Raw genomic sequence first — 21,620 nt, forward strand, 5'->3', positions numbered from 1 at the left:
CGGGTCTCGCCGCGAGGAGTCTCGATGCCCTCCCCCCTCATCGATCGCCGCCAGTTGCTCGTATTCGGCGGCGGCGCGCTCCTCGCGGCGGGCGCTCCGGCCTTGGCGCGCGAAGGCCCGACCGCAGCCAAGACCCCCTTCACCCTAGGCGTGGCCAGCGGCGATCCCGCCCCGGACGGCTTTGTGATCTGGACACGGCTGGCGCCCGAGCCCCTGGCGCCTGACGGCCGAGGAGGCTTGGCCGCACCCGTGTCGGTGCTCTGGGAAGTCGCCGCCGACGAGGCCATGCGCCAGGTCGTGCGGGCTGGCCGCGCCACGGCCGATGCGCGGCTGGCCCACGCGGTGCATGTCGAGGTCGGCGGCCTGTCTCCGGGGCGGCCCTACTGGTATCGCTTCACCGCCCAGGGTCACCAAAGCCAGATCGGCCAGGCGCGGACAGCCCCCGCGCCCGGCGAGCACCTGGAGCGGCTGACCGTGGCGATGGCCACTTGCGCCCACTGGGAGTTGGGCTGGTTCTCGGCCTATCGCCACATCGCGCAGGAGCGCCCGGACCTGGTGCTGTTCCTGGGCGACTACATCTACGAGTACAGCTATCGCGGCGACCGGGCCAAGGGACGAACCGTCCGCGCCCATGATCGCCAGGACGAGGTGGTCGACCTGGCCGGCTATCGCAATCGCTACGCCCTCTACAAGACCGATCCCGACCTGCAGGCCCTGCACGCGGTCGCCCCCTGCCTGATGACCTGGGACGACCACGAGGTTCAGAACGACTATTCGAACCAATGGTCCCAGGACGTAGCGACTGCGACGGCCGACTTCCTCAAGCGCCGCGCGGCCGCCTATCGCGCCTTCTACGAGCACATGCCGCTGCGCCGACGCTCAGCGCCGCACGGGCCCGACATGCGGATCTACGACCGCCTGCGCTATGGCGACCTGGCAGAGTTCACGGTGCTGGACGGCCGGCAATATCGCACCATCCAGCCTTGCGCCCTTCCCGACACCCGCCGCGGCCGCGTCGCGCCGGAAACCTGCGCCGATCTGGCCGATCCCAGCCGCACCATGCTGGGCGCCAAGCAGGAGCGCTGGCTCTACGACGGCTTTCGGCGCGCGGACGCCCGCTGGACGATGATCGTCCAGGACCTGCTGGTGGCGCCGCTCAGGCAAGCCGGCAAGGACGGCCTGATGGGTCATTTCACCGACGGCTGGGACGGCTATGAGGCCAACCGCGCACGCATGCTCGGCGCCCTGAGCGCCTCCAAGGCGCCCAATCCGGTGTTCCTGGGCGGGGACATTCATTCGTTCTGGGCCACCGACCTGAAGACCGACTTCGACAATCCCGCTGGCGCTCCAGTGGCCAGCGAGTTCGTCGCCGCCGCGATCAGCCAAGAGGGACCGCCCAGGACAGCCTTTGCCGACGCACAGCGGCTCAATCCCCATGTCCGGTTCGTCGACCTGGAGACCAACGGCTATGCGAGCTTGACCCTGACCCACGCCCATATCGAAACGCGCTTCCAGGCGATTTCCGATCGCAAGGATCCCAAGGCCGCGCTGCGCACCCTGCAAACCTTCGCCGTCGAGGCCGGGCGGCCGGGCGTGCAACTGACCTGACGCCCGAACGCCTCGGCCAGGGATATCGACGATGAACGCCAGGCGCGGGCGATCAGGCGGTCAGGTCGAGGACGGTCACAGGGCCAGGGCGGCGGTCAGGTCGCCCGGCGCGACGCCGCCCGCCGCGACCATGGCTTGGTCACGCGCGACGACGCCCGGCAGCGGCTCCAGGCCAAAGCGGCGATTGAGGAACCTCTGGATCGAGCCGGTGTCATAGAGGGTGTGATCGACGTGGCCCTTCCTGGCATGGGGCGAGACGATCACCGCGGGAATACGGGTGCCAGGCCCCCAGCGATCGCCCTTGGGCGGGGCGACGTGGTCCCACCAGCCGCCGTTCTCGTCGAAGGTGACGATGACAAGCATCTTGTCCCATTGCGGCCCGCTCCTGAGGGCGTCGATGGCGCGGGCGATGTGGCGATCGCCGGCGTCCACGTCCGAATAGCCGGCGTGCATGTTGAGGTCGCCCTGCGGCTTGTAGAACGACACCGCCGGCAGGCGCCCGGCCGCGGCGTCGGCCAGGAAGCGGTTGGTGCGCGGACTATCGCCCAGGCCGCCGTCACGCAGTCGCCTGGCGCGCTCGGCAGACCCCGGCGCGAAGCTCTTAAAGTAGTTCAGCGGCTGGTGGTGGGCCTGGAAGTTCGGCTTGGCCGGAAACAGCGCGCCCTCCTCCTGGCCGCCCGCAAGGGCTGCGTCCCAGGCTCCGGCGTACCAAGCCCAGTCGACGCCCTTGGCGCTCAGGCGGTCGCCGATCGTGGCGTGAACCTGCGGCGCCAGGGTCATCGGCTGCGAGGCGTCGGCCAGGTCCGGGTCGATCTTGTCCCGGCTCCAACTGGGCGCATAGGGCGGGGCCATGGTGTTGACCGCCCAGAAGTCGGGCGTCAGCGTGCTGGGGCCAAACCTTGGCCGCCCGTCCAAGGCGCTGGCGGGCGAATCCGCCAGGGGCCTTAGCCGCGCGCCCCTGGGATCGTCGCCCTCGACCTGGGCGATGACGGCCCCGGCCGGGCTGCTGGCGGCGTCCGGATAGAACGGCGGCTGGGCGGCGACCAGGTACTGGTGGTTCAGGAACGAGCCGCCGAACGCGCCCATGAAGAAGTTGTCGCAGAGGGTATATTGCTCGGCCAGCCGCCACAGGCGCAGGTTCACAGCCGCGTCGCCATAGTGGCCCATGACCATTGCGCCGCTGTCGCCCCAGGCCACGAACTGGTCGTTGCGCCCGCCGTTGATCTGCATCTGGTTCTGGTAGAAGGCATGGACCAGGTCGCGCGTGACCACCCCGTGAGGCAACGGATCGCCGTCCTTGGTCCTGAGGACGAACGGCGCATTGGCCTGCGGCGGCAGATCGGCCTCGGCGATGTGATAGCGGCCGTGCTCGACGACCTGCTCGTGCGGAACCAGGCCGCCCCAGATCGGTGGCAATCGGTCCAGCACCCGGCCATCCCGGTCGCGTTGCAGCGCCCGTTCCGGGGCAAGGTCCTCCAGCGGCTGCTGAACCTTAGGAAAGCCGGCGAACAGGTTGTTGAAGCTGCGGTTCTCGGCATAGATCACCACGACCGTGTCGATGGCCTTGGCCAAACGACGATCGATCTCACGGGCCGAGGCGCGCCCAAGGCCGAAGACGGCGGCGTTAGCGCCCTCTGCGCCGAGGGCCGCGCCCGCGAGGCCGGCCCCAGCCACCGCTCCGAACAGACGACGACGGGACGGGTCGGCGGGCGTGGACGCCGCGTCGCCCGCGCGATCGGGATCGCCGGGTTTCTTGCTCATGGAAGTCTCCTAGCGCGCGGGGGTCAGGCCGCCGGCGCGCGCCGCAGGCTGTTGTTGGTGCGATCGCGATCGGGCGTGCGGTGATCCGGATCGATTACCGCCCAGGCCACCGGCGAGGCGGTGTCGATCGCGAACACGTGCGAGCCTGACTGCATCCAGGTCTCGACCGGCACGCGGATGTCCCGCCGGCTTCCGTCCTCGAAGGTCATCCGAAGGGTGGCCGGCAGGACCAGTTGTCCTTTGTTCTCCACGGTCACGCGCGCGCCCTTGGCCAGATCGCTGTCCTGGGTGATGTCGCTGACGCCCATGTCGAGCGTCCAGTTGTTGGCGTACCAGCCGCGCCAGAACCACCCGAGGTCCTCGCCGCCGGCGCTCTCCATGGCCCGGAAGAAGTCGCTGGGCTTGGGATGCTTGAACGCCCAGTCGGCGATGAACTTGCGGAAGGCTGGATCGAACCGATCCGGGCCCAGGATGTCCTCGCGCAGCAGGGTCAGGCCGAACGCCGATTTGAAGTAGGTGATCGGGTGGCGGTACTTCTCCTTGATCGTGTCGGCGCGCGACAGGATCGGCGGGGCGGCGGCGTCCTCAAGGATGGCGGCCATCTGGTCGGCCGGCGCCCCTTCGCCAGGCGCGTATTCGGAATCGCGCTTGGGGCCGTAGACGCCGTTCTGGAAGGCGTCGGACTCGTAGACGTCGATGAAGGTGTTGAAGCCCTCGTCCATCCAGGCGTCGCGGCGCTCGTCGAAGCCGACGATCATCGGAAACCAGCTGTGGCCGATCTCGTGGGCGCTGATCCAGAACAGGGTCTTGCCCTCATCGTCGATCCCGTCGAACACGATGCCTGGATATTCCATGCCGGTGGCGGGACCGGCCACGTTGATGGCGTTGGGCCAGGGATAGGGATACCAGCGAGTCGAGAACTGCTCGACCGCGTGCTTCATGTATTCGGTCGAGCGGCTCCAGGCGCCCTCGCCCACGCTCTCGGGCGGATAGACCGACTGGGCCATGGCCGTCTTGCCGCCAGGCAGGTTGATGCGGGCCGCGTCCCAGACAAAGCCGCGCGAGGCGGTGAAGGCCACGTCCCGGGTGTCGCTCATGTGGAAGCGCCAGGTCTTGGTCGCCTTGGCCGGCCCCGTCGCGGCGACCTCCTCAGGCGTGCGGATCACCACGGTCTTGTCGCTGCGGGCGGCCTGCGCCAGGCGCGCCTGCTGCTGGGCGGTCAGCACGTCCTTGGGGTTGGTCAGCGCGCCCGAACCGGCGACAATCATGTCGTCGGGCACGGTCACGGCATAGTCGATGTCGCCGTATTCCAGATAGAACTCGTTGGCCAGGTACGGCAGCGTGTCCCAACCGCGGAGGTCGTCATAGACGGCCATGCGTGGATACCACTGGGCGATGTCGTAGATCTCGCCGCCGCTGGAGGTCCCCCAGGCGGTGCGTCCGCCAAACAGGCCCGGCACGGTGTAGTGATATCGGACCTTCAGCTTCAGTTGAGCGCCGGGCTTCAGTGGCTTGGGCAGGGTCACGCGCATGCGGGTGTCGTCGACCAGGTGCGCGACCGATCCTGCGCCCTCGACCTCGACCGCCTCAATCGCGTAGCCGTCGGTGAAGGCCTTGCGCGGACGGCCGGCCTGCGCCGTCGCCCGCGCGTCCGGACGATAGACGTTCTGGTCCAACTGCAGCCATAGGATGTCGAGGCTGTCTGGGCTGTTGTTGGCATAGGTGATCGTCTCTTCGCCGGTCAGGGTCTTGGCCGCCGGATCAAGCTTGGCGTCGATCCTGTAGTCGACGCGGTTCTGCCAGTGCGCCGACCCCGGCGCGCCCGAAGCCGAGCGTTGGGCGCTGGGCGGCGTCGGCATGGAGAACGGCGCGAAGGTCTTCAGCGGCGCATAGGCGCTCTCCTCCGCCCGGGCGGCCGTAACCGCCAGGACGCCGACGGCGACCGTCGCCAGAAGCTTGAACCGGCTCATCAACGCGCGCCCTTCACCGACTTGCCCAACAGTTCGTCAACCAGCGCCTGTCGGCCATAGACCTTGACGAAGGCCTCGGTCGCCGCCGCGGTCGAGGCCACGACGGTGCGATTGATCGCGCCATCATAGGCGAAGCTGCCACCCAGCGAGTGGATGTTGCCGTCGAAGGCCGCGCCGATCACCTCGCCCTTGGCGTTCAGCACCGGCGAGCCGGAATTGCCGCCGGTGATGTCGTTGGTGGTGACGAAGTCGAAAACGGTATCGTCGTTCAGCTTGCCCCGGGCGGCTTCCCAGCGCGGCGCCAGGGCGAACGGGTCCTGGCCGGTGGCCCGCTCCCACAAGCCCTTGAAGGTGGTGGCGTACGGGATCGCCTGGCCGCGATAGGTCCAGCCGGCGACCTTGCCGTAGCTGAGGCGCGGCGAGAACGTCGCGTCCGGATAGACCTTGTCGCCGTAGACCGCAAAGCGCGCGGCGGCGATCTTCTGGGCGGCTTGGCCGCTGGGGCCGAGCACCCGCTCCTCATAGGCCTTGCGCGCGGCGCGGGCGGCGGCGTCGGTCGCCAGCACGTACTGGATCAGCGGGTCCTTCGAGGCCTGGATGGCCGGCAGGCCGCCGTCCCACAGCGCCTTGCGCACGGCCGGATCGGCCAGGGTCGACCCCGCCAGGCGCGTGGCGATCGTCTCCGGCGAGTCCTTGCCCAGCAGGAGCTTGGTCTGCGGCGCGTCGGCGGTCAGGACTTCACGCACCTTCAGCAGCCAAAATTCCATCTGCAGCTCATTGAGGTCCCGATCGACCGGCTTGGCGTCGGTGAGCGTCTTTTCCAGCAGCGGCAGGCGCGCGTCGGCAAATTCGGGCAGGCGTTCGGTGTTCGGCTTGGCCCGTTCCTGGGCGGCGCGGACCAGATCGACGGCGTAGTGATAGAGCTCCGAGGTGTAGCCGGCCCGGCCCTCCAGCATGATGTAAGGCGCGTAGAGCCCGGCGCGCTCGGTCTGGACCGCCGCGATCTTCGCCCAAGGATCGCCGATCGCCGCCGAGAGCTTCGGATCGGCCGCGACCTTGGCCTTCAGCTCGGCGTCGGCCTTGCGCTTGGCGTCCAGGAAGCCTGGGCCCGACAGAGCCTGCAGTTGGCCGACATAGACCTTGTAGCTGTTTTCGATGCCGAACAGTTCGTGCCCGGCCAACCGCTGCTGCTCGGGACCGCGCTTGCCAAACTCGATCAGCCGCCCGCGCAGTTCGGAAAACTGGGTCAGGGTCAGCGGGAACGAGACATCGCGCAGGAAGTCCAGCTGCTCGGCGGTCAGCAAGCGGCTGGTTGTGCCGGGGTTACCGGCCACGATGGTCAGCTCGCCCTCCTTGGGCGCCGCCGCGTTCCACACCAGGTGACCCGGCGTGGCGACCGCCTTGCCGTTCTCGTAGAGGCGCACGAACGACATATCCAGGTCGTAGCGCGGGAAGTTGAAGTTGTCCGGATCGCCGCCAAAGAAGGCCGTCGCCAGCTCCGGGGCGAAGACCAGGCGCACGTCGGCGTACTTCTTGAAGGTGTAGAGCTTGTACTGGCCGTCCTGGTAGAGGTTGACCACCTGGCAGGTCTGCACCTGTTCCCTGCCCGCGCAGTTGGTGCGCTCGAGGTCGGCGATGGCGGCATTGCGGGCCTTGACGAACTCGCCGCCCGACTTGCCGGCGGCCGCCCCCTTCACGGTGTCGGTGACGTCCTTGATCGACAGCAGCACCTCGGCCTGCATGCCCGGGCACGTGCGCTCTTCATCACGGCCGTCGGTCAGGAAGCCGGTCTTCAGGTGATCATTGGCGGCGGTCGACAGGTCCTGGGCGCAGTCGGCGACGCAGTGATGGTTGGTCAGCACCAGCCCCTGCCCCGACACGATCGAGGCCGAGCAGCCGGTCGACAGGCGCACGGCATTGGCCTGCACGTGGTCCAGCCAGGCCTTGTCCAGCGTCACGCCATAGGTCGCCTTGACCTGGGCGGCCGGAAAGTTGTCGTAGGTCCACATGCCCTCATCGGCCTGGGCCGCGCCCGCGCCGAAGGCCAGCAGGCAGGCGGCGCTGGCGCCGGTCAGCAGATTGCGCATCTTCAAAATCCTCATGGCGGGCGGCTCAGCCGCCCTGGTCGAGGCGGAAGAACAGGCCCTTCTCGCCATTGTTGGTCAAAGTCATGCGGCCCGACAGGGTGACCAGGCCGCCGGTCAGCTTGACGCCCGGACGACTGATCACCTCGACGACCTCGTTGGGCTCGCCGGGCGGGCAGAAGAAGCAGACGGGCGTGTAGCGCGCGAGCAGGAAGTGCTTGGACTTCTGGGCCGTATCCATAGGCAGCATGAAGCCCGACAGCGTCACCTGGGTCCCGTCGAGCGCCTTGACCTCCGGCGGAAAGTTCGCCGTGTAGAGGCCCCGCTTGGCGTCCTCGCCGATCCTGGTCTTGCGCAGCGTCGTCCACAGTGGCGCGGTCGACTTGGGCAGACGCAGCTGGGCGTTGCGCTCGCCGGGCGCCTGGCCAAAGCCCGACTGCGCCTGGAGCGGCCCCGCCAGCGCCAGGACGGCCAGCAGGCTCGCAAAGCCAACGGCGTGAGGAAGGCTCATCGGATTTCCGCCCGGTCCAGCTGGAAGAACATGCCCTGCTGGCCGTTGTCCTGCAGCCCGAACCGGCCGTGGACGGTGATCGGCTCGCTGGTCGGCCGGACATATTGGTCGAGATTGACCTCGATCACCTCGTTGGGCTCGCCCGGCGGGCAGAAGGCGCAGACCGGCGTGTTGCGGGTCAGCAGGAAGTGACTGAACATCGGTGACGGATCGAGCGGCAGCATGAAGCCGGTGACGTCGAGTTCCCGGCCCGCCAGCGCCTTGACCTGCGGCGGCGGAGCGGCGGTGAACACCCCGCGCGCCAGGTCGGCCTTGACAGGCGTCTGACGCAACAGCGCCCAGACCGGGTCGGACGAGACCGGCATCAGGGCCTGGCGCGCGCGCTCGGCCGGCGGCTGGACCGGCAAGGCGGCCTGAACCGGGCCTGCCGCGGTCAACATCAAAAGGCCAAGGACCAACGCGCGGCTCATGGCTGGGTCGCCTCATCCAGCCGATAGAACATGCCCTCTGCACTCGACGAGACCAACTTCAGGCGGCCGGTGAAGGTCACCTCGGCTTGGGTGTAGGCGACCGGCTTCCTGGCGAAAACCTCGACGGCCTCGCCGATCTCGTTGGGCGGACAGAACGGGCAGCCGGTGTTGCGCCGGGTGACCACGAAATGCCGAAAGGGCGAGGTCGCTTCCAGCGGCAGGAGGTAGCCGCTGATCGTGAACGGCCTGCCCTCGGCGGCCTGGACGGGCTTGTCGAAACTGGCGATGTAGAGCCCCTTGGCCGCGTCGATCTTGAACCGCGTGCTGGTCTTCAGCAGCATCCAGATGGGCGCGTCGTCATGATCGGGGATCAGCCCTTGCGGCGGCGCCTCGCGGGTCATGGCCGTCAGGCCGAGACAGGCGACGGCGGCCGCGATCTGCAGGATCCTGGCGGGCGGAAGCATGGTCATGACCTCAAGGTCTGGGCGGGTTGCACCCGGCCGGCGACGATGGCTGGGGCGAGGCCGGCGACCACGCTGAGCAGCAAGGCGCCGGCCAGCAGGGCCGCATCACCCAGGCCCGGCGATGGCAGGGTGATGGCCAGGCCGCCATCGGCGGCCGCCTGGGCCGCGGCGAAGGCGGCCGCGGCGCGGCCCAGGCCCCATCCCGCCAAGCCGCCGATCAGTCCCAGGGCCAAGGCTTCCAGGCAGACCAGGCCAAACAACAGGCCCCGCCCTCCGCCGAGGGCCCGCAGCAGGGCCAGTTCCCGGCGCCGCTGGCTGACCGCCGAGAACAGAGCCACGAAGAAGCCAAGCGCCGACAGGGCCAGGAGGCCGGCGCCAAAGCCGCTCAGCACGCCCGCGCCCGTCCCGAGCATCTGGTTCAGCCGCGCGGTCTCGATGGCGGGCACGGCCGTCTGCAGGTTCGGCTGGGCTTGCAGCAGCCGGGGCAGCATCAGCGCGCCCATGGCCGAGCGATAGGTGACCAGAACCGCGGTGACCTGGCGGCCGCTGGGCGAGTGGTCGATGTCGGTCGGATCGACCGCCTGGCCCGCCGCCAGGGCCTGCGCATGCTCGGCGTTCTCCCGTTCGTGGACCTTCCAGACGCTGGCGGTGTCGGTCAGCACCAGCCGGTCGATCACCGCGCCGGTCGGCTTGAGGATCCCGACCACGCGATACGGGCTGTCCTTGTGGGTCTCGCCGCCGGGCGAGAGGCCATGGTCGCCGACGAAAGTGTCGCCGACGCGAAGTCCCAGGCGTTCGGCCGCCTGCGCGCCCAGCACCGCCTCCATGGACCCCGCCCACCACCCGCCCTGGGCCAGGCGTGCGTCATAGATCGCGCCATAGGCGGGGCTGGTGCCAACGATCCGCAGGCCCCCGACATTGTCGCCCAGCGAGATCGGTACGGCCCTGCGGACCATCATGTTGCGCGACAGCGTCTGAGCGGTTTCGAGGGGGATGTTCCCGGTCGGCGCCTCGATCTGGTAGATAGAGCTGAGGATCAGTTGCAGCGGCGCGCCCTTCGCCCCCACCACCAGGTTTATGTCGGCCAGATCGCGGGTGAAGCGGTTGTCGAGCCCCTGCCCCAGGGCGAGCACGGCGGTCACCACGGCCACGCCCAGCGCGAGGGTCAGGGCGTGGAAAGCCCAGGTCAGCGGCTTTTGGCGCACGAAGGCCAGCATCAGCTTCAAGATCGTCATGCGCTGGTCTCCAGGCGCACGGGCGTGCCGACCGAAGCGGCCTGGACCGACAGATCGATCCTGGCCTTCAGGCGCTGATCGTGGGTGGCGATCAGCAAGGCCGCGCCGGTGTCCCGGGCCGCCGACAGCAAAAGATCGCAGACCCGGTCGCAGGCCGCGTCGTCGAGGCTGGCGGTCGGCTCGTCGGCGAGGATCAGCTTGGGCCGCAGCAACATGGCGCGGGCGATGGCCACCCTCTGGGCCTGGCCGCGACTCAGGCGCTCGGCCGGGCGATCGGCGTGGGCGGCAAGCCCCAGGCGGTCCAGCAACGACAGCGCCGCGCCGCGATCCTGGGGCAGGCCAGCGGCGAACGGCGCCAGCAGGACATTGTCGAGCACGCCAAGGCCGCCGATCAGGTGCAGGTCCTGGAAGATCAGCCCGACATGCCGGCCGCGAAACCGGTCGCAGGCGGCCCGCGACAGGCCGGCGAGATCGACGCCGGCGAGTTCGACGACGCCGGCATGAATGCGCGCCAGCCCGGCTATGGCCAACAGCAGGCTGGTCTTGCCCGAGCCCGAAGCGCCGAGCAGCAAAGCGGCCTGGCCCGGTTCGACCCGCAACCAAGGCAAACGGGCGACGGGCCCGGCCTCATAGCCGGCGGCGAGATCCTGGACTAGGAGCATGCGCGGGCCCAGTTGCGGACCTGATCGACGCCGAGCAGACCGATGCGCAGACCGCAAGGCCGGCCTGCGGAGTCGTAGGCGGCGCTCAACGGCAGGCGCGGCGCGCCGTGTCCGAGCGCCGACAAGGTGTCGGCCGGATCGTTCCGCAATCGCCAGGCATGGCGCGGGGCCAAGCCCATGGCCTTGAGCTTGGCCCGGGCGGTCGGCGCGTCGTCCAGGGCCACAAGGGCCAGTCGCGCGCGGCCGCTCGCCGCCTCCAACTGTCGCAAATGGCCAAGCTCGATGAGGCACGGCGCGCAGTCGGCGCGCCAGAACACGAGGATGGTTGGCTGACCCAGAAAACTCGGCGTCGCCTTTCCATCCAAGCGATCGAGCTTGATCGCTGGGACGCCGGCCTCGGCCCTGCCGTGACTGGACGGGGCCAGCAACGAGAACAGGACGACGAAAGCAGCGAGCGCCGTCAGGCGCCAAGGCGTCTTGTCAGCGCGATCGGTTCCGTTTGCCGTCAGGGCGTCCGCCCCGCGTGGTCCGGTCAGGACTTCGACGTGAGCCTCAGCGTCCATGGCCAGGAGCAATCGTCCCGCCGCCTTCAACGTCATGTTCCGCGGATCCGATAGCCATTCGTGAACCTGCGGCCGCGAGACGCCCAGCGCAGCGGCGAGATCGGCTTGGCGAAGTCCCTCGGCGGCCTTGAGATGCTCGAAGCGCGCCACGACGCCGCGCCACATCTCCGCCTGCGTCCTGCTGACGGCATGGGCTTGTTCCTCCGAACCGAAATGCCGCACGCGCCGTCCCAATCGAGGACTCCCTCATCAAAAGGGGTGTCACGGGAGGCGAACTGGCCGGCCCGTGACACCGATCGGTCAGAACTTGGCGCTGAGCACCAGACGGATGTCGCGACCCGGCATGACGACAGCGTCCTTGTTGAGCGCGGTGGCGTTGCGGATCGTCTCGTCGGCGAGGTTATGGCCGACCAGCATCAGGGAGATCCCGGGCTTGGCGCTGAACGGCTTCCAGCGGACCTGCGCGTCGACGGAGGTGTAGCCGTCAGTCGCCGGGTCGGCCACGCCAACATGGTCTTGGGACGACACCGCCAGCACCAGGAAGCTGGCGTCGATGATGTCGTTGTCCCAGTCCAGGCCACCGCCGAACCGGCCCGGCTGGATGCGCGGCACGTCGCCGCCGCCGCCGGTGAACTTGGCGCGGACATAGTCGCCCAGCACCTGGCCCGACAGCTTGCCGCCACCCACCGAGGCCAGTGGGAAGAAGGCCTTGGCCTCCACGCCCCAGAACTTGGCGTCCCGCTGGCCGTAGTTTAGCTCTTTCAGTTCACCGTCGCCGCCGACCGCGCAGACGCCGTCCTCATCGCACAACCGCCCGGTCAAGGCGCCGTAGATATAGTTGTCGAACCGCGCGCCCCACACCGAGGCCTCGATGCGGCCAGCCGAGCCGATCTTGTAGCGCGCCGTCGCCTCCAGGGAGTTGGCGCGCTCGATCTTCAGGTCCGGGTCGCCGGTCTCGAAGGTCGCCGGGCCGTCGTGCGGGCCGATGGCGAAGAGCTCGGTCTGGGCCGGAGCCCGGGCCGCCGAGGCGGCGGTCAGGCCCAGTCGCAAGGCGTCGGAGGCCTCATAGGTGAAGCCCGCCGACACGCTGAACGGGGTGTATTTCGCCCGCGTCTCAATGCCTGAAGCCGGCGTGCCGTCGATGCGGACATGCTCCACGCGCGCCGCGCCCTGGAACTGCAACGCACCGATCGGCGCCTCGACGAAGGCAAAGCCGGCGACGCTCTGGGTGTGCGTGGGCAGGAGATAGTCAGCGCCCTCGCCCAGGGCGCTGAACTTGCGGTCCTGGACCTGGACGCCGAGCGCCGAGGCCGACAGGGGCCCGGTCGCGCCAAACAGCGCCTCAGCCCGTCCGTCCCATTCCTTGTTGTTGAAGGTCGAGAGAACCTCGTTGCCTTCCGGGTCGATCTCGCTGTGAGTGTAGTCGGCGTAGCCAGCGTCGATATTGATCCGCTGCAGGGGGCCTTGGTCGAGCTTGAACGAGGATCCGAACGCGCCCTTGTCCTGCTTCATGCGGATGAAGGTGTCGTCCGACGGGATGCCATACTTGGCCTCGTAGTGGGTGCCGCTTGCGCCGACGCGGCTGTCATCGCCATCGCCGAAGAAGTAGGAGGCGCCGCCCGAATAGCCGTTACCCCGGAAGAACGAGTTGGGCTGCACGCCGTCGGGAATGTCGTAGTTGCTCGCGCGGCGCCCGAAGCCGTCCAGGTGGACAGCGAAGGGGCCCTGGCCGGCGTCAAGGCTGACCGTGCCCTCGCCGGTCTTGGCGGCGGACGAATAGGCGGTCGTGGCCTCGCCTTCGATGCCGTCGATCGGCTTCATCGGAATGCGGTTGTTGATGATGTTGACCACGCCGCCGATCGCCTGGCTGCCATAGCGCAGGGTGGCCGCGCCGCGCACCACCTCGATGTCCTGGGCGGCCAGGGGGTCGATCGGCACGCCGTGGTCGGGGCCGACGTCCGAGACGTCCGAACTGGACAGGCCGTTTTCAGCGAGCTTGACGCGCTGGGCGTCCATGCCGCGGATCACCGGGCGGCTGGCGCCGGCGGCAAAGCCCGTGCCCGCCACGCCCGGGACGTTGCGCAGCGCATCGGCGATGCTGGCGCCGCCGTTGCTCAGCACCTGGTCGCGGCTGACCTGCTCGACGATCGTGGCGAAGCGGTCCGGATCGCCGCTGAGCGGCGAGGCGGTGATCACCACCTCCGAGACCGAATGGCCCAGGTCCTGGGCCTGGGCGCAAGCGCCCCACGCCAACAGCACCCCGGCGCTGGACGCCGTCAACAACATCGAACGCAGCCGCATGTGGCCTCTCCAAAAAAAGCGAACTACAGCTTCGTATGTTATATCGTAACATCATCCAAGCGAGATTGTTGGCGCGGCGCTAAGATCGGACAGGTGATGTATTTGGATCACGGAACCGACCAGCGCGCCGCCTCGCCGATCAGACGCGTGCGGACGCCACAAGCCATTTGCGACACCGGGGCTCCCCAACTCAGCCTCTCGTCCGACGCGCGGTCTGCGCGGCGCCTGCCCAGACGGCCGCTGTCAGAACCAGGAGCGCCAGCAGCGGAACGATCGGCGTCGATCCGGACGGTTCGCGCGGCGCGTAGGCGGGCAAGCGGTCGAAGTCCGCGCGCTGGAAGGCGCGTTCGTTGAAGAGATAAGGATAGTAGAAGTCCTGCAGGCGACGGTGGAACACCGTGACGCTGTCCTGATAGGCCAGGTGGGCCGGCAGGTCGCTGTCGGCGATACGGTGGACAAGGCTCTGGGTCCCGGCCGCCGGCGACAACCACCCCAGCCGTTCCGTCCAGGCCTGGCGAGCGGCCAGGCTAGCGCGGTAGGCGGCAACCTGCCCGGCCACGCTGTCGTCGCCCATCTCGTGCATGGCGTAGTACCATTTCCAGTGGAAGCGACCGCCGACCGGCGGCGTGCTCTTCCACTCAGGATGCTTGGCGACGAACGGATCCATCACCGCCGCTCGCGGGACGTCCCAGGCATGGTGCACAGCCTCGCGCTGGGCCAGGGTCAGGTCGACGCCGCGCCCGACCGGAACGGCGCGCGACAGCACCGCATTGCCCAGGGCGGGCACCAGCAGCACAAGCACGATCCAACAGCCGACCAGGGCCGCGGCGTTGAAGGCCGAGCGGCGGCCCCAGGCGCCGACCAGCAGGCCAAGGCCGGTCCAGAAGGCGACATAGAGCACCGCGACCAGACACAGGATCGCCACGCCCCCGACAGGCGCTCGGGCGATGATCGCGCCGATCAGGAACGGCGCCAGCAGGGCCAGCAGCACCAGGGTCAGCCTCAAGGCCGAACGCTGCAGCCACACGGCGCCGGGCGCGGCGGGCAAGGCGCTGAGCAGCCGCAGGCGGCCGGCCTCCCGCTCGCCCGAGACCAGGTCGTGCATCAGCACGATCACCGCCAGCGGCGCGAGATAGATCAGCACGAAGGCGAAATCGAACGGCCCCGGCAGGGCAAGCTCGGGATTGATCGTCTCGGTTTCATAGAGCTGCGCCTGGAGACCCAGGGCGCGCACGCGCAGCACATAGGGCTGGATGTCGCGCTGCCCCATGGCCGCGAAGGCGAGGCTGGACGGACGATCCGAGGTCAGATGAAAGGTGTAGTAGGCCGCATTTCCCGCCTCGCCGTCGGGCTTGCCATACTGCTTGGCGACGGCGGCCAGATCGCGTCCTTGCGCGACCGCGACGCGATCGATGGTCGCGTTCTGGCGGGCGGTGGCGGCAAGACCGGCCCACACCGCCACCAGCGACAGCACGAGCAGCAGCACCAGGGCGGCGGCGCTGACCTTCGAGCGAAGCAGCAGGCGCAGTTCGTATCGGAGGCGGGTCATCGGGCGTCCTTGCGAAGGCGGCGGGCGATGGGCGCGGCGAGCGCCAGCAGCACGACCAGCCAAGCGGTCAGAATGGCGAGATTGGCGGCGACGCGGCCGCCGGCCAGGCGCAGGACATCCGGCGCGACATAGGAAAAGCTGGGCACGCGTTTCCAGTTGTCGGCGGAGATACGGGGATCGTCCCCGGCGTTCTGGTTGGGGATCTGCTCGACCTGCATGCGGTTGAGCGCCTGGACGAAGGCGTAGCGATAACGCTCCACCTGATCGAGGAAATCCTGGTGGCTCTCGATGTCGGTCCCCGCCAGGCTCATCGAGGCCTGCCGCAGGGCGATCACCGGGCTGACCACGCCAAAACCACGCACGAAGCTGTTCTGGGCCTGCTCACGCGTGAAGGCCTCTCGGGCGTAGCGGTCAAAGAGCTGGCTGGTCAGGCGCTCGCCCTCCATGCCGACCAGGCCGCTCCATTGCACCGGCAGATCCTCGACCCGCCGGACCCCATATCTGGCCAGCGTCCTGGCCTTGAAGGCCGAGAAATAGGGATCGTCGGGATTGTGGCTGTCGCCGATCTTGGCCAGATCGGCGTGGATGGCGATGTCGGTTTCGATCTTGGTCGGCGTCTGGAGGCGCTCGGCGATCTCCGGCAGGGTGCGCGGGACCAGCACCACCAGGACCATCCAGATCGAGACCAGCACGACCAGGGCGTCGCGCGAGCGGCGCGCCAGCGCCGAGACCAGCACCGCGCCCACCGCCCAGATCGCCAGGTAGAGCCCGTAGATCAGCAACAGCAAAAGCGCCGGCCCGGGCGGCGCCCAGCCGACCAGGGCGGCCGTCAGCAACGCCAGGGCCGCTGGCGCCAGGATCAGGCCGACCACAACACCATGAGCCGCCAGTTTGCCCAGCAGCATCTGACTCGGCGCCAGGCCCTGGGCGGCCATCAGGCGCAGCGTGCCGCGCTCCCGCTCGCCGGCCACCGCGCCATAGGCCAGGAAGATCACCAGCAACGGCGCCAGGGTCTGCAGCACGAAGGCCGGCGTCAATTCGCCAAACCGCAGCAGCAGCGACGACTGCCGGGCCTCGCTGAAATTGGCGCTATTCTGACGGTGGCCTTCCAGGAACACGGTGTGGCCCGTGAAGCTGTCGACGCCCCGGTCGAAAAACGCCAGGGCCGATAGCGGCCGAAAGACGAACTGGCCGTAGTGGACCATGCGATGCGGATGCCGGGCGGGCTGGGCGTCGAACTGCTGGTCGGAACGGGCTTGATAGCGCTCGCGGGCCGTCTCGATGGCGTTGCGTTGCTCCACGCCCAGCAAGGCGGCGCTGACCAGGAGGGCGGCCAGGATGACGCCGGCCACCACGGCGACGCGATTGCGCGCCAGGGCGCGCCATTCCTCACGCGCCACCCGGCCGATCAGGTTTGGACGCCCGCTCACGCGGCCTCTCCAACCTGGACATAGCGCTGATGAAGAGCGCGCACGTCGAAGCGCTCCGGGCCTTCGGCGGCGAGTTCGACCTCCAGGCGGCCGTCGGCCAGGAAACCGATGCGGTCGGCGACCTCGCTCGCGCCCAGCAGGTCATGGGTCACCATCAGGGTCGCTACGCCGCGGGCGCGCGCGGTCTGGAGCAGCCGATTGAAATCGGCCGTGGCCCTCGGATCCAGGCCCGAGGTCGGTTCGTCCAGCAGCAGCACCGGCACGCGGCGGGCGATGGCCAGGGCGGTGGCCACCTTCTGGCGCATACCCTTGGAGAAGCCCGAGAGCCGGCGGTCCCAGGCGTCGCGCACCAAGCCGACGGCGTCGAGCGCTTCGGCGATCACCGCCGGATTGGTGTCGGCCCGCGCCAGGGTCAGCAGGTAGTCGATGTTCTCCCGAGCGGTCAGGTGCTCATAGAGCGCGACATTCTCGGGCACATAGGCGATGCGCGAGCGCGCCGCCGTCGGGTCCGCCCCGACCTCGACGCCACAGACCCGCACGGAACCGGCGGTGGGGCTGGCTAGGCCGAGGAACAGGTTCAGGGTCGTGGACTTGCCCGCGCCATTGCCGCCAAGCAGGGCGTAGATCTCCCCTGCCCGCACTGAGAAAGTCAGCCCCCGAAGAATGGACTGGCCGCCATAGCGCTGCTCCAGCTCCACGGCTTCCAACGCCGCGGTCGATGTCATGGTCAAGATCACGTTCCCTCGTTCGAAGCCGCGTGGGCGCTTGCAAAGTCGAGCTCAACTCGACTAGGACGTTATAACGTAACATCACTGTTGCGAGTCAATCGCGGATGACCGCGGTTGCGGGAATTCGGGGGACAAGATGGGTTTGAGGGATTTTCGGGTGGCGATGCTGGCTGGTTGCGCGGCGTTCGGAATCTCGACGACCGCCACTGCGGCGGAGGCGGATGTGGAGGACACGCGCGTTGAGGATGTGACCGTCACCGCGCGCCGGGCCAACGCCAGCATCAACGGCCTGAACGTTGATCCCCTGCGCCTGCCGCAAAGCGTCCGCGTCCTGGATCGTGAGCTGATCGACCAGACGGGCCTGGCCAACCTGTCGGACCTGTTCGATCTGGCCGGCGGCACGGCGCGCCAAAACAGCTTTGGCGGCGCGTGGGACGCCTATGCCATTCGGGGCTTCTCGGGCGACATCAACCAGGGGCCCGATCTCCTGGTCAACCGTTTCACGGCCAATCGCGGCTTCAACCCGCGCCGCGACACCGCCACGGTCGAGACCTTCCAGGTGCTCAAGGGCCCCGCCTCGGCCCTGTCGGGCAAGGGCGAGCCCGGCGGCTCGATCAACATCGTCACCAAGGCGCCCCTGCGCCACGCCCACGCCTCGGCCGAGTTAGGCTATGGCAGCTTCGACACCTGGCGCGCCGTCGGCGACGTTGGCGGTCCGGTCAGCGACACGGTCTCGGCCCGCCTGGTCGGCGCCTACCAGACCACAGAAGGATTCCGCGACCATGTCGGAAGCGACCGGTTGGTGCTGGCCCCGTCCGTGGCCTGGGATCCCACCGACAGGGCGCACCTGCTCTACCAGTTCGAGGCGATGGACGTTCACTTCGTCCACGATCGCGGCTTGGTGGCCGTGAACGGCGACGGAAAGGCCCTCCCGCGCGAGCGGTTCCTGGGCGAAGCCAATGACGGCAAGATCCACCAACGGAGCCTGCAGCACCAAGCCTCGGGCGTCTTCGAACTTGCCCAGGGCCTGTCGCTGGAGGGCGGCGTCCAATACCGCGACGGTGTCTTCAAGGGCCAGTCCACCCACAATTCGGCGCTGGTCGGAAACCAGCTTCGCCGCCAACTGCGCGTCCACGACTATGACTGGCAGGACCTGTCGGGTCGCATCGAACTGAGCGTGGACCGTCAATGGAGGGGGCTCGAACACCAGCTTCGCGTCGGCGGCGACGCCTTCACCTACGACCAGCGCCGCGTTTTCCTGCGCTATAGCCCGACCGCCGCGGCGCCCTACGCCATCGACATCTTCAATCCGGTCTACGGCCAGCCCAAACCCGTCGCCACGCCGAACCAGGATCTGCTGGAGGAACTGCGCGGCCAAAGCCTCTATACGCAGGATCTGGTGATTGCCGGTCGGTTCACCGCCCTGCTCGGCCTGCGCCACGACTGGATTCAGCAGACCACGACCAACTATCGCAACAATGGCGTCAGCAAGCAGAGCCCGGCCCGGACTTCCCCCCGCGCGGCGCTGACCTGGGCGGCGTCCGACCAATGGTCAGCCTATGTCAGCTGGGGTCAGTCGTTCCGCTACAATCAGGGCGTCGACGCGGCCGGCCTGGCCTTCGCGCCGGAGGAAGGCGAGGCGCTGGAGGGCGGGTTCAAATACGCCCTGCGTGATGGCCGCCTGACCGGAACCCTGTCAGCGTTCCGGATCGACAAGACAAACATCCTAGTCAACGACGGGGCCAACAGCGGTTTCTTCATCGCGATGGGGCAAGCCCGCAGCCGGGGCGTGGAGGCCGACGCCAACCTGCGGGTCAATGACCAATTGACCCTGACCGGCGTCTACGCCTTCACCGACACGGACATCACCAAGGACTCTCGGCCAGGATTCGTCGGCAGCGCACTGAGCAACATTCCGCGCCATTCCGGTGCGATCTACGCCCATTGGCGTTCGACCCAAACCGGTCCGGGCGCCGTCGGCGTGGGCGGCGGCCTCGTCTATGTCGGCAAGCGTCCGGGCGACGACGTCAATTCCGGCTTCGAGCTGCCCGGCTATGTCACCGCACGGCTGAACCTCAGCTACCAGGCGACGCAACGACTGTCATTGCACCTCGACGCCGAGAACCTGCTGGACGCCTATTACCTGGAAAGCTCCTACAGCAACGTCTGGATCACGCCCGGTGCGCCCAGGTTGATCACGATCCGGGCGAAATGGGCGATGTGAAAACAAGCGCCTGGCGACCTGAGCCGTCCCGATCATGACCGGCGCCTGGTTATAGACAGGCGCCGGTCTGCGGCGGAGAGGCGCCAACGCCCCTCCTGGCCCCGACACAGTCAGAAGCGGTAGCTGATCGTGGTCCTGCGCCTCTGCATTGGCATGGCGGGACTCTGGGATGGCCTGGTACGGCAACCGGCCGCCCAAGACCCTGGCGCTGATCGCCGTCGTCGCCGGCCGGGTCTCCAACTGGTCGCTGGCGCCGAGTGGTCTGGTCCATGCCGGGCCGTGGATCTTCGCCTCGATCCCGGTGGCGGCCATCGGCGGCAGCCTTGCGGTCCTGGCGGGGGCCGCGGCGACGATCGGCCAATGCCTGTCGCTGCGGACCTTCTCCGATTTCCAGCAGGCGACACGCAGCCGCTCCGCGCCTGGCCCGGTGTCGGACCGCGAGCACTTGCGCCGCCTGGGCCGCGACCTGATCGGCTCGGCCCTGCCTTCGCCCAAAGGCATCTGATTGGTCGGCGTGACGGTGTCCAATTTCGAAGCCCCGCCCGCCAAGCGCCTGGCCCAACCGGCGCTGATCGGCTAGCGCGCCGCTCCGCCCTGCTCTAGGTTCACGCCATGCCCCCCCGCCTTCGCCCCACCGCCCGCCTTCTGACCCCCGCCGGTTGGGCCAGCCTCCTGGCCATGGCGCTGATTGTCGGCGCGGGAGCCTGGGCGCTGATCGTCGCCCTGCCCGGCGCCTAGAGCGTTTTCCGACCCGATTGCATCGGGCCGGGACTCTAAATTTTTGTTTTGGCGCATTTTCTTCACGCGAACCGGAAGCCACTTCGCTCGAAAATGCTCTAGCGCGACCAGAACACATGAACCTCATCGTGGGCGGTCTCCACGGTGAAGACCTCGCCGTTTAGCCGCGCGTCCCGCGCCATGGCGTCCCAATCGATATAGAGGCGCAGGGTCTCCGGAATGGTCAGGGTCTCCTCGGTCATCTCCTGATAGCAATCGGCGAGGCTCTCAAAGAGGCCGTGATAATCCTCGTCCAGGGCGCGCTCCGCCGCGTCCAGATCGCCGCAGAAATGCTCCAGCACCAAGGCGCCTAGCAAGCCGCGCTCCCGCAAGAAACGGGCGATCGCCACCACCTTGTCGATCCAGGCGTATTCGGCGATCTCCACCCCGCCAAAGCCCTCATGATCGTGAATGGCCCACTCCTCGGCCCCCGCCACGGGCGAGGCGTTCAGGATCGCGGCGATGGTCCGCCGCACGTCGTCGGCGTCGTCATCCACCGCGATCCAGCCGCCATGCAGCCAACCATTGTTATAGGCCGCCAGGCAGGCGACATAGATGCGAGGCTCCAGCTTTTCAACAGCTTGTCCCATTTTCCTCATCCTCAAAGCAGGGGTTCAGCATGAACCCTTGCCCGTCGGCGAGACCGGGGGTGCAAGCGGAGGGGCGGCTTCGCGGGGACCCAGCTGGCAGGCCGGCAAAGCCGGCCGAAGCTGGGCGGAAGACGATCCGAAGCGCGCCGGGGGCGGAGCCCCAAGCCCGGGGCCGCATTGGCGGCTTCCTTCACAAAAGAGGGTTCTGTAGGCAGGCCGCCGCAGGGTGGCTTTGAGACGAGGGGCGAGGAATCAGTTCCGCGGCGCTCGCGGCTCGAAGGGCTCGAAATCATCATAGCCCCTGGCGCGAGCTTCGTGGCGCGAGAAGATGGCGTCTTCCATCGCGCGGGTCACGGCCACGCGCACACCCCGATAGTGGGTTCCCTTGAGAATATTGACGCACGCCATTCCGGACTCCAGGCCAATGGCGCTGCGACTCGTCGGCGAAAGGGTGATCAGGCGCTACTCGCAGGACCGTCCGACGTCCCAGTCGCGGGCGCATTGGCCCGCCATCTGGGCGGGGTCGTCGGTAGATTTTGTCAGCGCGGCCGGATATGCCGCTCGGCTGCGTCCTGCCACTCCGCCATCGTCGCGATGCCCCGCCAGGTTTTCGCGAGATCGAGGAATTCGGCCTCCAACTCACAGGTGGGGCAGCTTTCGGCCTTGCGCTCCATCTCACACGCCATGGCGCGG

Annotated in this window: 19 protein-coding genes; 4 read left to right on the forward strand and 15 right to left on the reverse strand. The window is 68.4% G+C overall.

Annotation, left to right across the window (positions count from 1 at the left end; all coding sequences use genetic code 11):
- The first annotated feature begins 24 nt into the window (after window positions 1-24).
- Complete coding sequence (locus ACW175_RS14015; protein WP_492100658.1) at window positions 25-1,608, forward strand: alkaline phosphatase D family protein; 1,584 nt, start codon at window positions 25-27, stop codon at window positions 1,606-1,608.
- Between the two features lie 75 nt (window positions 1,609-1,683).
- Here the strand turns inward: ACW175_RS14015 and acpA are convergent, their stop codons facing one another.
- From acpA to ACW175_RS14080, 13 genes are all read right to left on the reverse strand, one after another.
- The gene (gene acpA, locus ACW175_RS14020) at window positions 1,684-3,369 is read right to left on the reverse strand and encodes an acid phosphatase (protein ID WP_492100659.1); all 1,686 of its coding nucleotides are present in this window, start codon (window positions 3,367-3,369) and stop codon (window positions 1,684-1,686) included.
- Between the two features lie 23 nt (window positions 3,370-3,392).
- On the reverse strand, window positions 3,393-5,339 hold the full coding sequence (locus ACW175_RS14025) for a M1 family metallopeptidase (protein ID WP_492100660.1): 1,947 nt from the start codon (window positions 5,337-5,339) through the stop codon (window positions 3,393-3,395).
- Entirely contained in the window at window positions 5,339-7,426 is a 2,088-nt protein-coding gene (locus ACW175_RS14030; RefSeq protein WP_492100661.1) for a S46 family peptidase, read from the reverse strand. Before ACW175_RS14030 ends, ACW175_RS14025 begins: the two co-directional genes overlap by 1 nt.
- Before the next feature lie 25 nt (window positions 7,427-7,451).
- The gene (locus ACW175_RS14035; RefSeq protein ID WP_492100662.1) at window positions 7,452-7,934 is read right to left on the reverse strand and encodes a DUF3299 domain-containing protein; all 483 of its coding nucleotides are present in this window, start codon (window positions 7,932-7,934) and stop codon (window positions 7,452-7,454) included.
- The gene (locus ACW175_RS14040) at window positions 7,931-8,404 is read right to left on the reverse strand and encodes a DUF3299 domain-containing protein (RefSeq protein ID WP_492100663.1); all 474 of its coding nucleotides are present in this window, start codon (window positions 8,402-8,404) and stop codon (window positions 7,931-7,933) included. Before ACW175_RS14040 ends, ACW175_RS14035 begins: the two co-directional genes overlap by 4 nt.
- Complete coding sequence (locus tag ACW175_RS14045; protein WP_492100664.1) at window positions 8,401-8,874, reverse strand: hypothetical protein; 474 nt, start codon at window positions 8,872-8,874, stop codon at window positions 8,401-8,403. The genes ACW175_RS14040 and ACW175_RS14045 overlap by 4 nt, the downstream gene beginning before the upstream one ends.
- A complete protein-coding gene (locus ACW175_RS14050) occupies window positions 8,871-10,103 on the reverse strand; it encodes an ABC transporter permease (RefSeq protein ID WP_492100665.1) in 1,233 nt (410 codons plus the stop codon). Before ACW175_RS14050 ends, ACW175_RS14045 begins: the two co-directional genes overlap by 4 nt.
- On the reverse strand, window positions 10,100-10,765 hold the full coding sequence (locus ACW175_RS14055; RefSeq protein WP_492100666.1) for an ABC transporter ATP-binding protein: 666 nt from the start codon (window positions 10,763-10,765) through the stop codon (window positions 10,100-10,102). Before ACW175_RS14055 ends, ACW175_RS14050 begins: the two co-directional genes overlap by 4 nt.
- On the reverse strand, window positions 10,756-11,550 hold the full coding sequence (locus ACW175_RS14060; RefSeq protein ID WP_492100667.1) for a hypothetical protein: 795 nt from the start codon (window positions 11,548-11,550) through the stop codon (window positions 10,756-10,758). Before ACW175_RS14060 ends, ACW175_RS14055 begins: the two co-directional genes overlap by 10 nt.
- A gap of 78 nt (window positions 11,551-11,628) precedes the next feature.
- A complete protein-coding gene (locus ACW175_RS14065; protein WP_492100668.1) occupies window positions 11,629-13,629 on the reverse strand; it encodes a TonB-dependent receptor in 2,001 nt (666 codons plus the stop codon).
- A 190-nt stretch (window positions 13,630-13,819) separates the two neighbouring features.
- Entirely contained in the window at window positions 13,820-15,178 is a 1,359-nt protein-coding gene (locus ACW175_RS14070; RefSeq protein WP_492100669.1) for a DUF3526 domain-containing protein, read from the reverse strand.
- The gene (locus tag ACW175_RS14075) at window positions 15,175-16,608 is read right to left on the reverse strand and encodes an ABC transporter permease (protein WP_492100670.1); all 1,434 of its coding nucleotides are present in this window, start codon (window positions 16,606-16,608) and stop codon (window positions 15,175-15,177) included. Before ACW175_RS14075 ends, ACW175_RS14070 begins: the two co-directional genes overlap by 4 nt.
- On the reverse strand, window positions 16,605-17,333 hold the full coding sequence (locus tag ACW175_RS14080) for an ABC transporter ATP-binding protein (protein WP_492104969.1): 729 nt from the start codon (window positions 17,331-17,333) through the stop codon (window positions 16,605-16,607). The genes ACW175_RS14075 and ACW175_RS14080 overlap by 4 nt, the downstream gene beginning before the upstream one ends.
- A gap of 250 nt (window positions 17,334-17,583) precedes the next feature.
- Between ACW175_RS14080 and ACW175_RS14085 the strand changes: the two genes are divergently transcribed.
- The 3 genes from ACW175_RS14085 to ACW175_RS14095 all read left to right on the forward strand — a co-directional run bounded on the left by ACW175_RS14085 (window position 17,584) and on the right by ACW175_RS14095 (window position 20,298).
- The gene (locus ACW175_RS14085; protein WP_492100671.1) at window positions 17,584-19,560 is read left to right on the forward strand and encodes a TonB-dependent siderophore receptor; all 1,977 of its coding nucleotides are present in this window, start codon (window positions 17,584-17,586) and stop codon (window positions 19,558-19,560) included.
- A gap of 169 nt (window positions 19,561-19,729) precedes the next feature.
- The gene (locus ACW175_RS14090) at window positions 19,730-20,065 is read left to right on the forward strand and encodes a hypothetical protein (RefSeq protein WP_492100672.1); all 336 of its coding nucleotides are present in this window, start codon (window positions 19,730-19,732) and stop codon (window positions 20,063-20,065) included.
- Window positions 20,066-20,172: 107 nt separating this feature from the next.
- A complete protein-coding gene (locus tag ACW175_RS14095) occupies window positions 20,173-20,298 on the forward strand; it encodes a hypothetical protein (RefSeq protein ID WP_492100673.1) in 126 nt (41 codons plus the stop codon).
- A gap of 98 nt (window positions 20,299-20,396) precedes the next feature.
- Here ACW175_RS14095 and ACW175_RS14100 read toward each other — a convergent pair whose 3' ends face one another.
- Window positions 20,397-20,927 (reverse strand): antirestriction protein ArdA, encoded by a 531-nt coding sequence (locus tag ACW175_RS14100; protein WP_492100674.1) that lies wholly within the window; start codon window positions 20,925-20,927, stop codon window positions 20,397-20,399.
- A 539-nt stretch (window positions 20,928-21,466) separates the two neighbouring features.
- A complete protein-coding gene (locus ACW175_RS14105; RefSeq protein WP_492100675.1) occupies window positions 21,467-21,601 on the reverse strand; it encodes a hypothetical protein in 135 nt (44 codons plus the stop codon).
- Window positions 21,602-21,620 lie beyond the last annotated feature (19 nt).

The sequence above is a fragment of the Caulobacter sp. FV1ye6ST genome, assembly GCF_058681225.1.

Coding starts and splice junctions, on each gene's coding strand:
- ACW175_RS14015 (WP_492100658.1), top strand. CDS start 25: ATGCCCTCCCCCCTCATCGATCGCCGCCAGTTGCTCGTATTCGGCGGC.
- acpA (WP_492100659.1), bottom strand. CDS start 3,369: ATGAGCAAGAAACCCGGCGATCCCGATCGCGCGGGCGACGCGGCGTCC.
- ACW175_RS14025 (WP_492100660.1), bottom strand. CDS start 5,339: ATGAGCCGGTTCAAGCTTCTGGCGACGGTCGCCGTCGGCGTCCTGGCG.
- ACW175_RS14030 (WP_492100661.1), bottom strand. CDS start 7,426: ATGCGCAATCTGCTGACCGGCGCCAGCGCCGCCTGCCTGCTGGCCTTC.
- ACW175_RS14035 (WP_492100662.1), bottom strand. CDS start 7,934: ATGAGCCTTCCTCACGCCGTTGGCTTTGCGAGCCTGCTGGCCGTCCTG.
- ACW175_RS14040 (WP_492100663.1), bottom strand. CDS start 8,404: ATGAGCCGCGCGTTGGTCCTTGGCCTTTTGATGTTGACCGCGGCAGGC.
- ACW175_RS14045 (WP_492100664.1), bottom strand. CDS start 8,874: ATGACCATGCTTCCGCCCGCCAGGATCCTGCAGATCGCGGCCGCCGTC.
- ACW175_RS14050 (WP_492100665.1), bottom strand. CDS start 10,103: ATGACGATCTTGAAGCTGATGCTGGCCTTCGTGCGCCAAAAGCCGCTG.
- ACW175_RS14055 (WP_492100666.1), bottom strand. CDS start 10,765: ATGCTCCTAGTCCAGGATCTCGCCGCCGGCTATGAGGCCGGGCCCGTC.
- ACW175_RS14065 (WP_492100668.1), bottom strand. CDS start 13,629: ATGCGGCTGCGTTCGATGTTGTTGACGGCGTCCAGCGCCGGGGTGCTG.
- ACW175_RS14070 (WP_492100669.1), bottom strand. CDS start 15,178: ATGACCCGCCTCCGATACGAACTGCGCCTGCTGCTTCGCTCGAAGGTC.
- ACW175_RS14080 (WP_492104969.1), bottom strand. CDS start 17,333: ATGACATCGACCGCGGCGTTGGAAGCCGTGGAGCTGGAGCAGCGCTAT.
- ACW175_RS14090 (WP_492100672.1), top strand. CDS start 19,730: ATGGCCTGGTACGGCAACCGGCCGCCCAAGACCCTGGCGCTGATCGCC.
- ACW175_RS14095 (WP_492100673.1), top strand. CDS start 20,173: ATGCCCCCCCGCCTTCGCCCCACCGCCCGCCTTCTGACCCCCGCCGGT.
- ACW175_RS14100 (WP_492100674.1), bottom strand. CDS start 20,927: ATGGGACAAGCTGTTGAAAAGCTGGAGCCTCGCATCTATGTCGCCTGC.
- ACW175_RS14105 (WP_492100675.1), bottom strand. CDS start 21,601: ATGGAGCGCAAGGCCGAAAGCTGCCCCACCTGTGAGTTGGAGGCCGAA.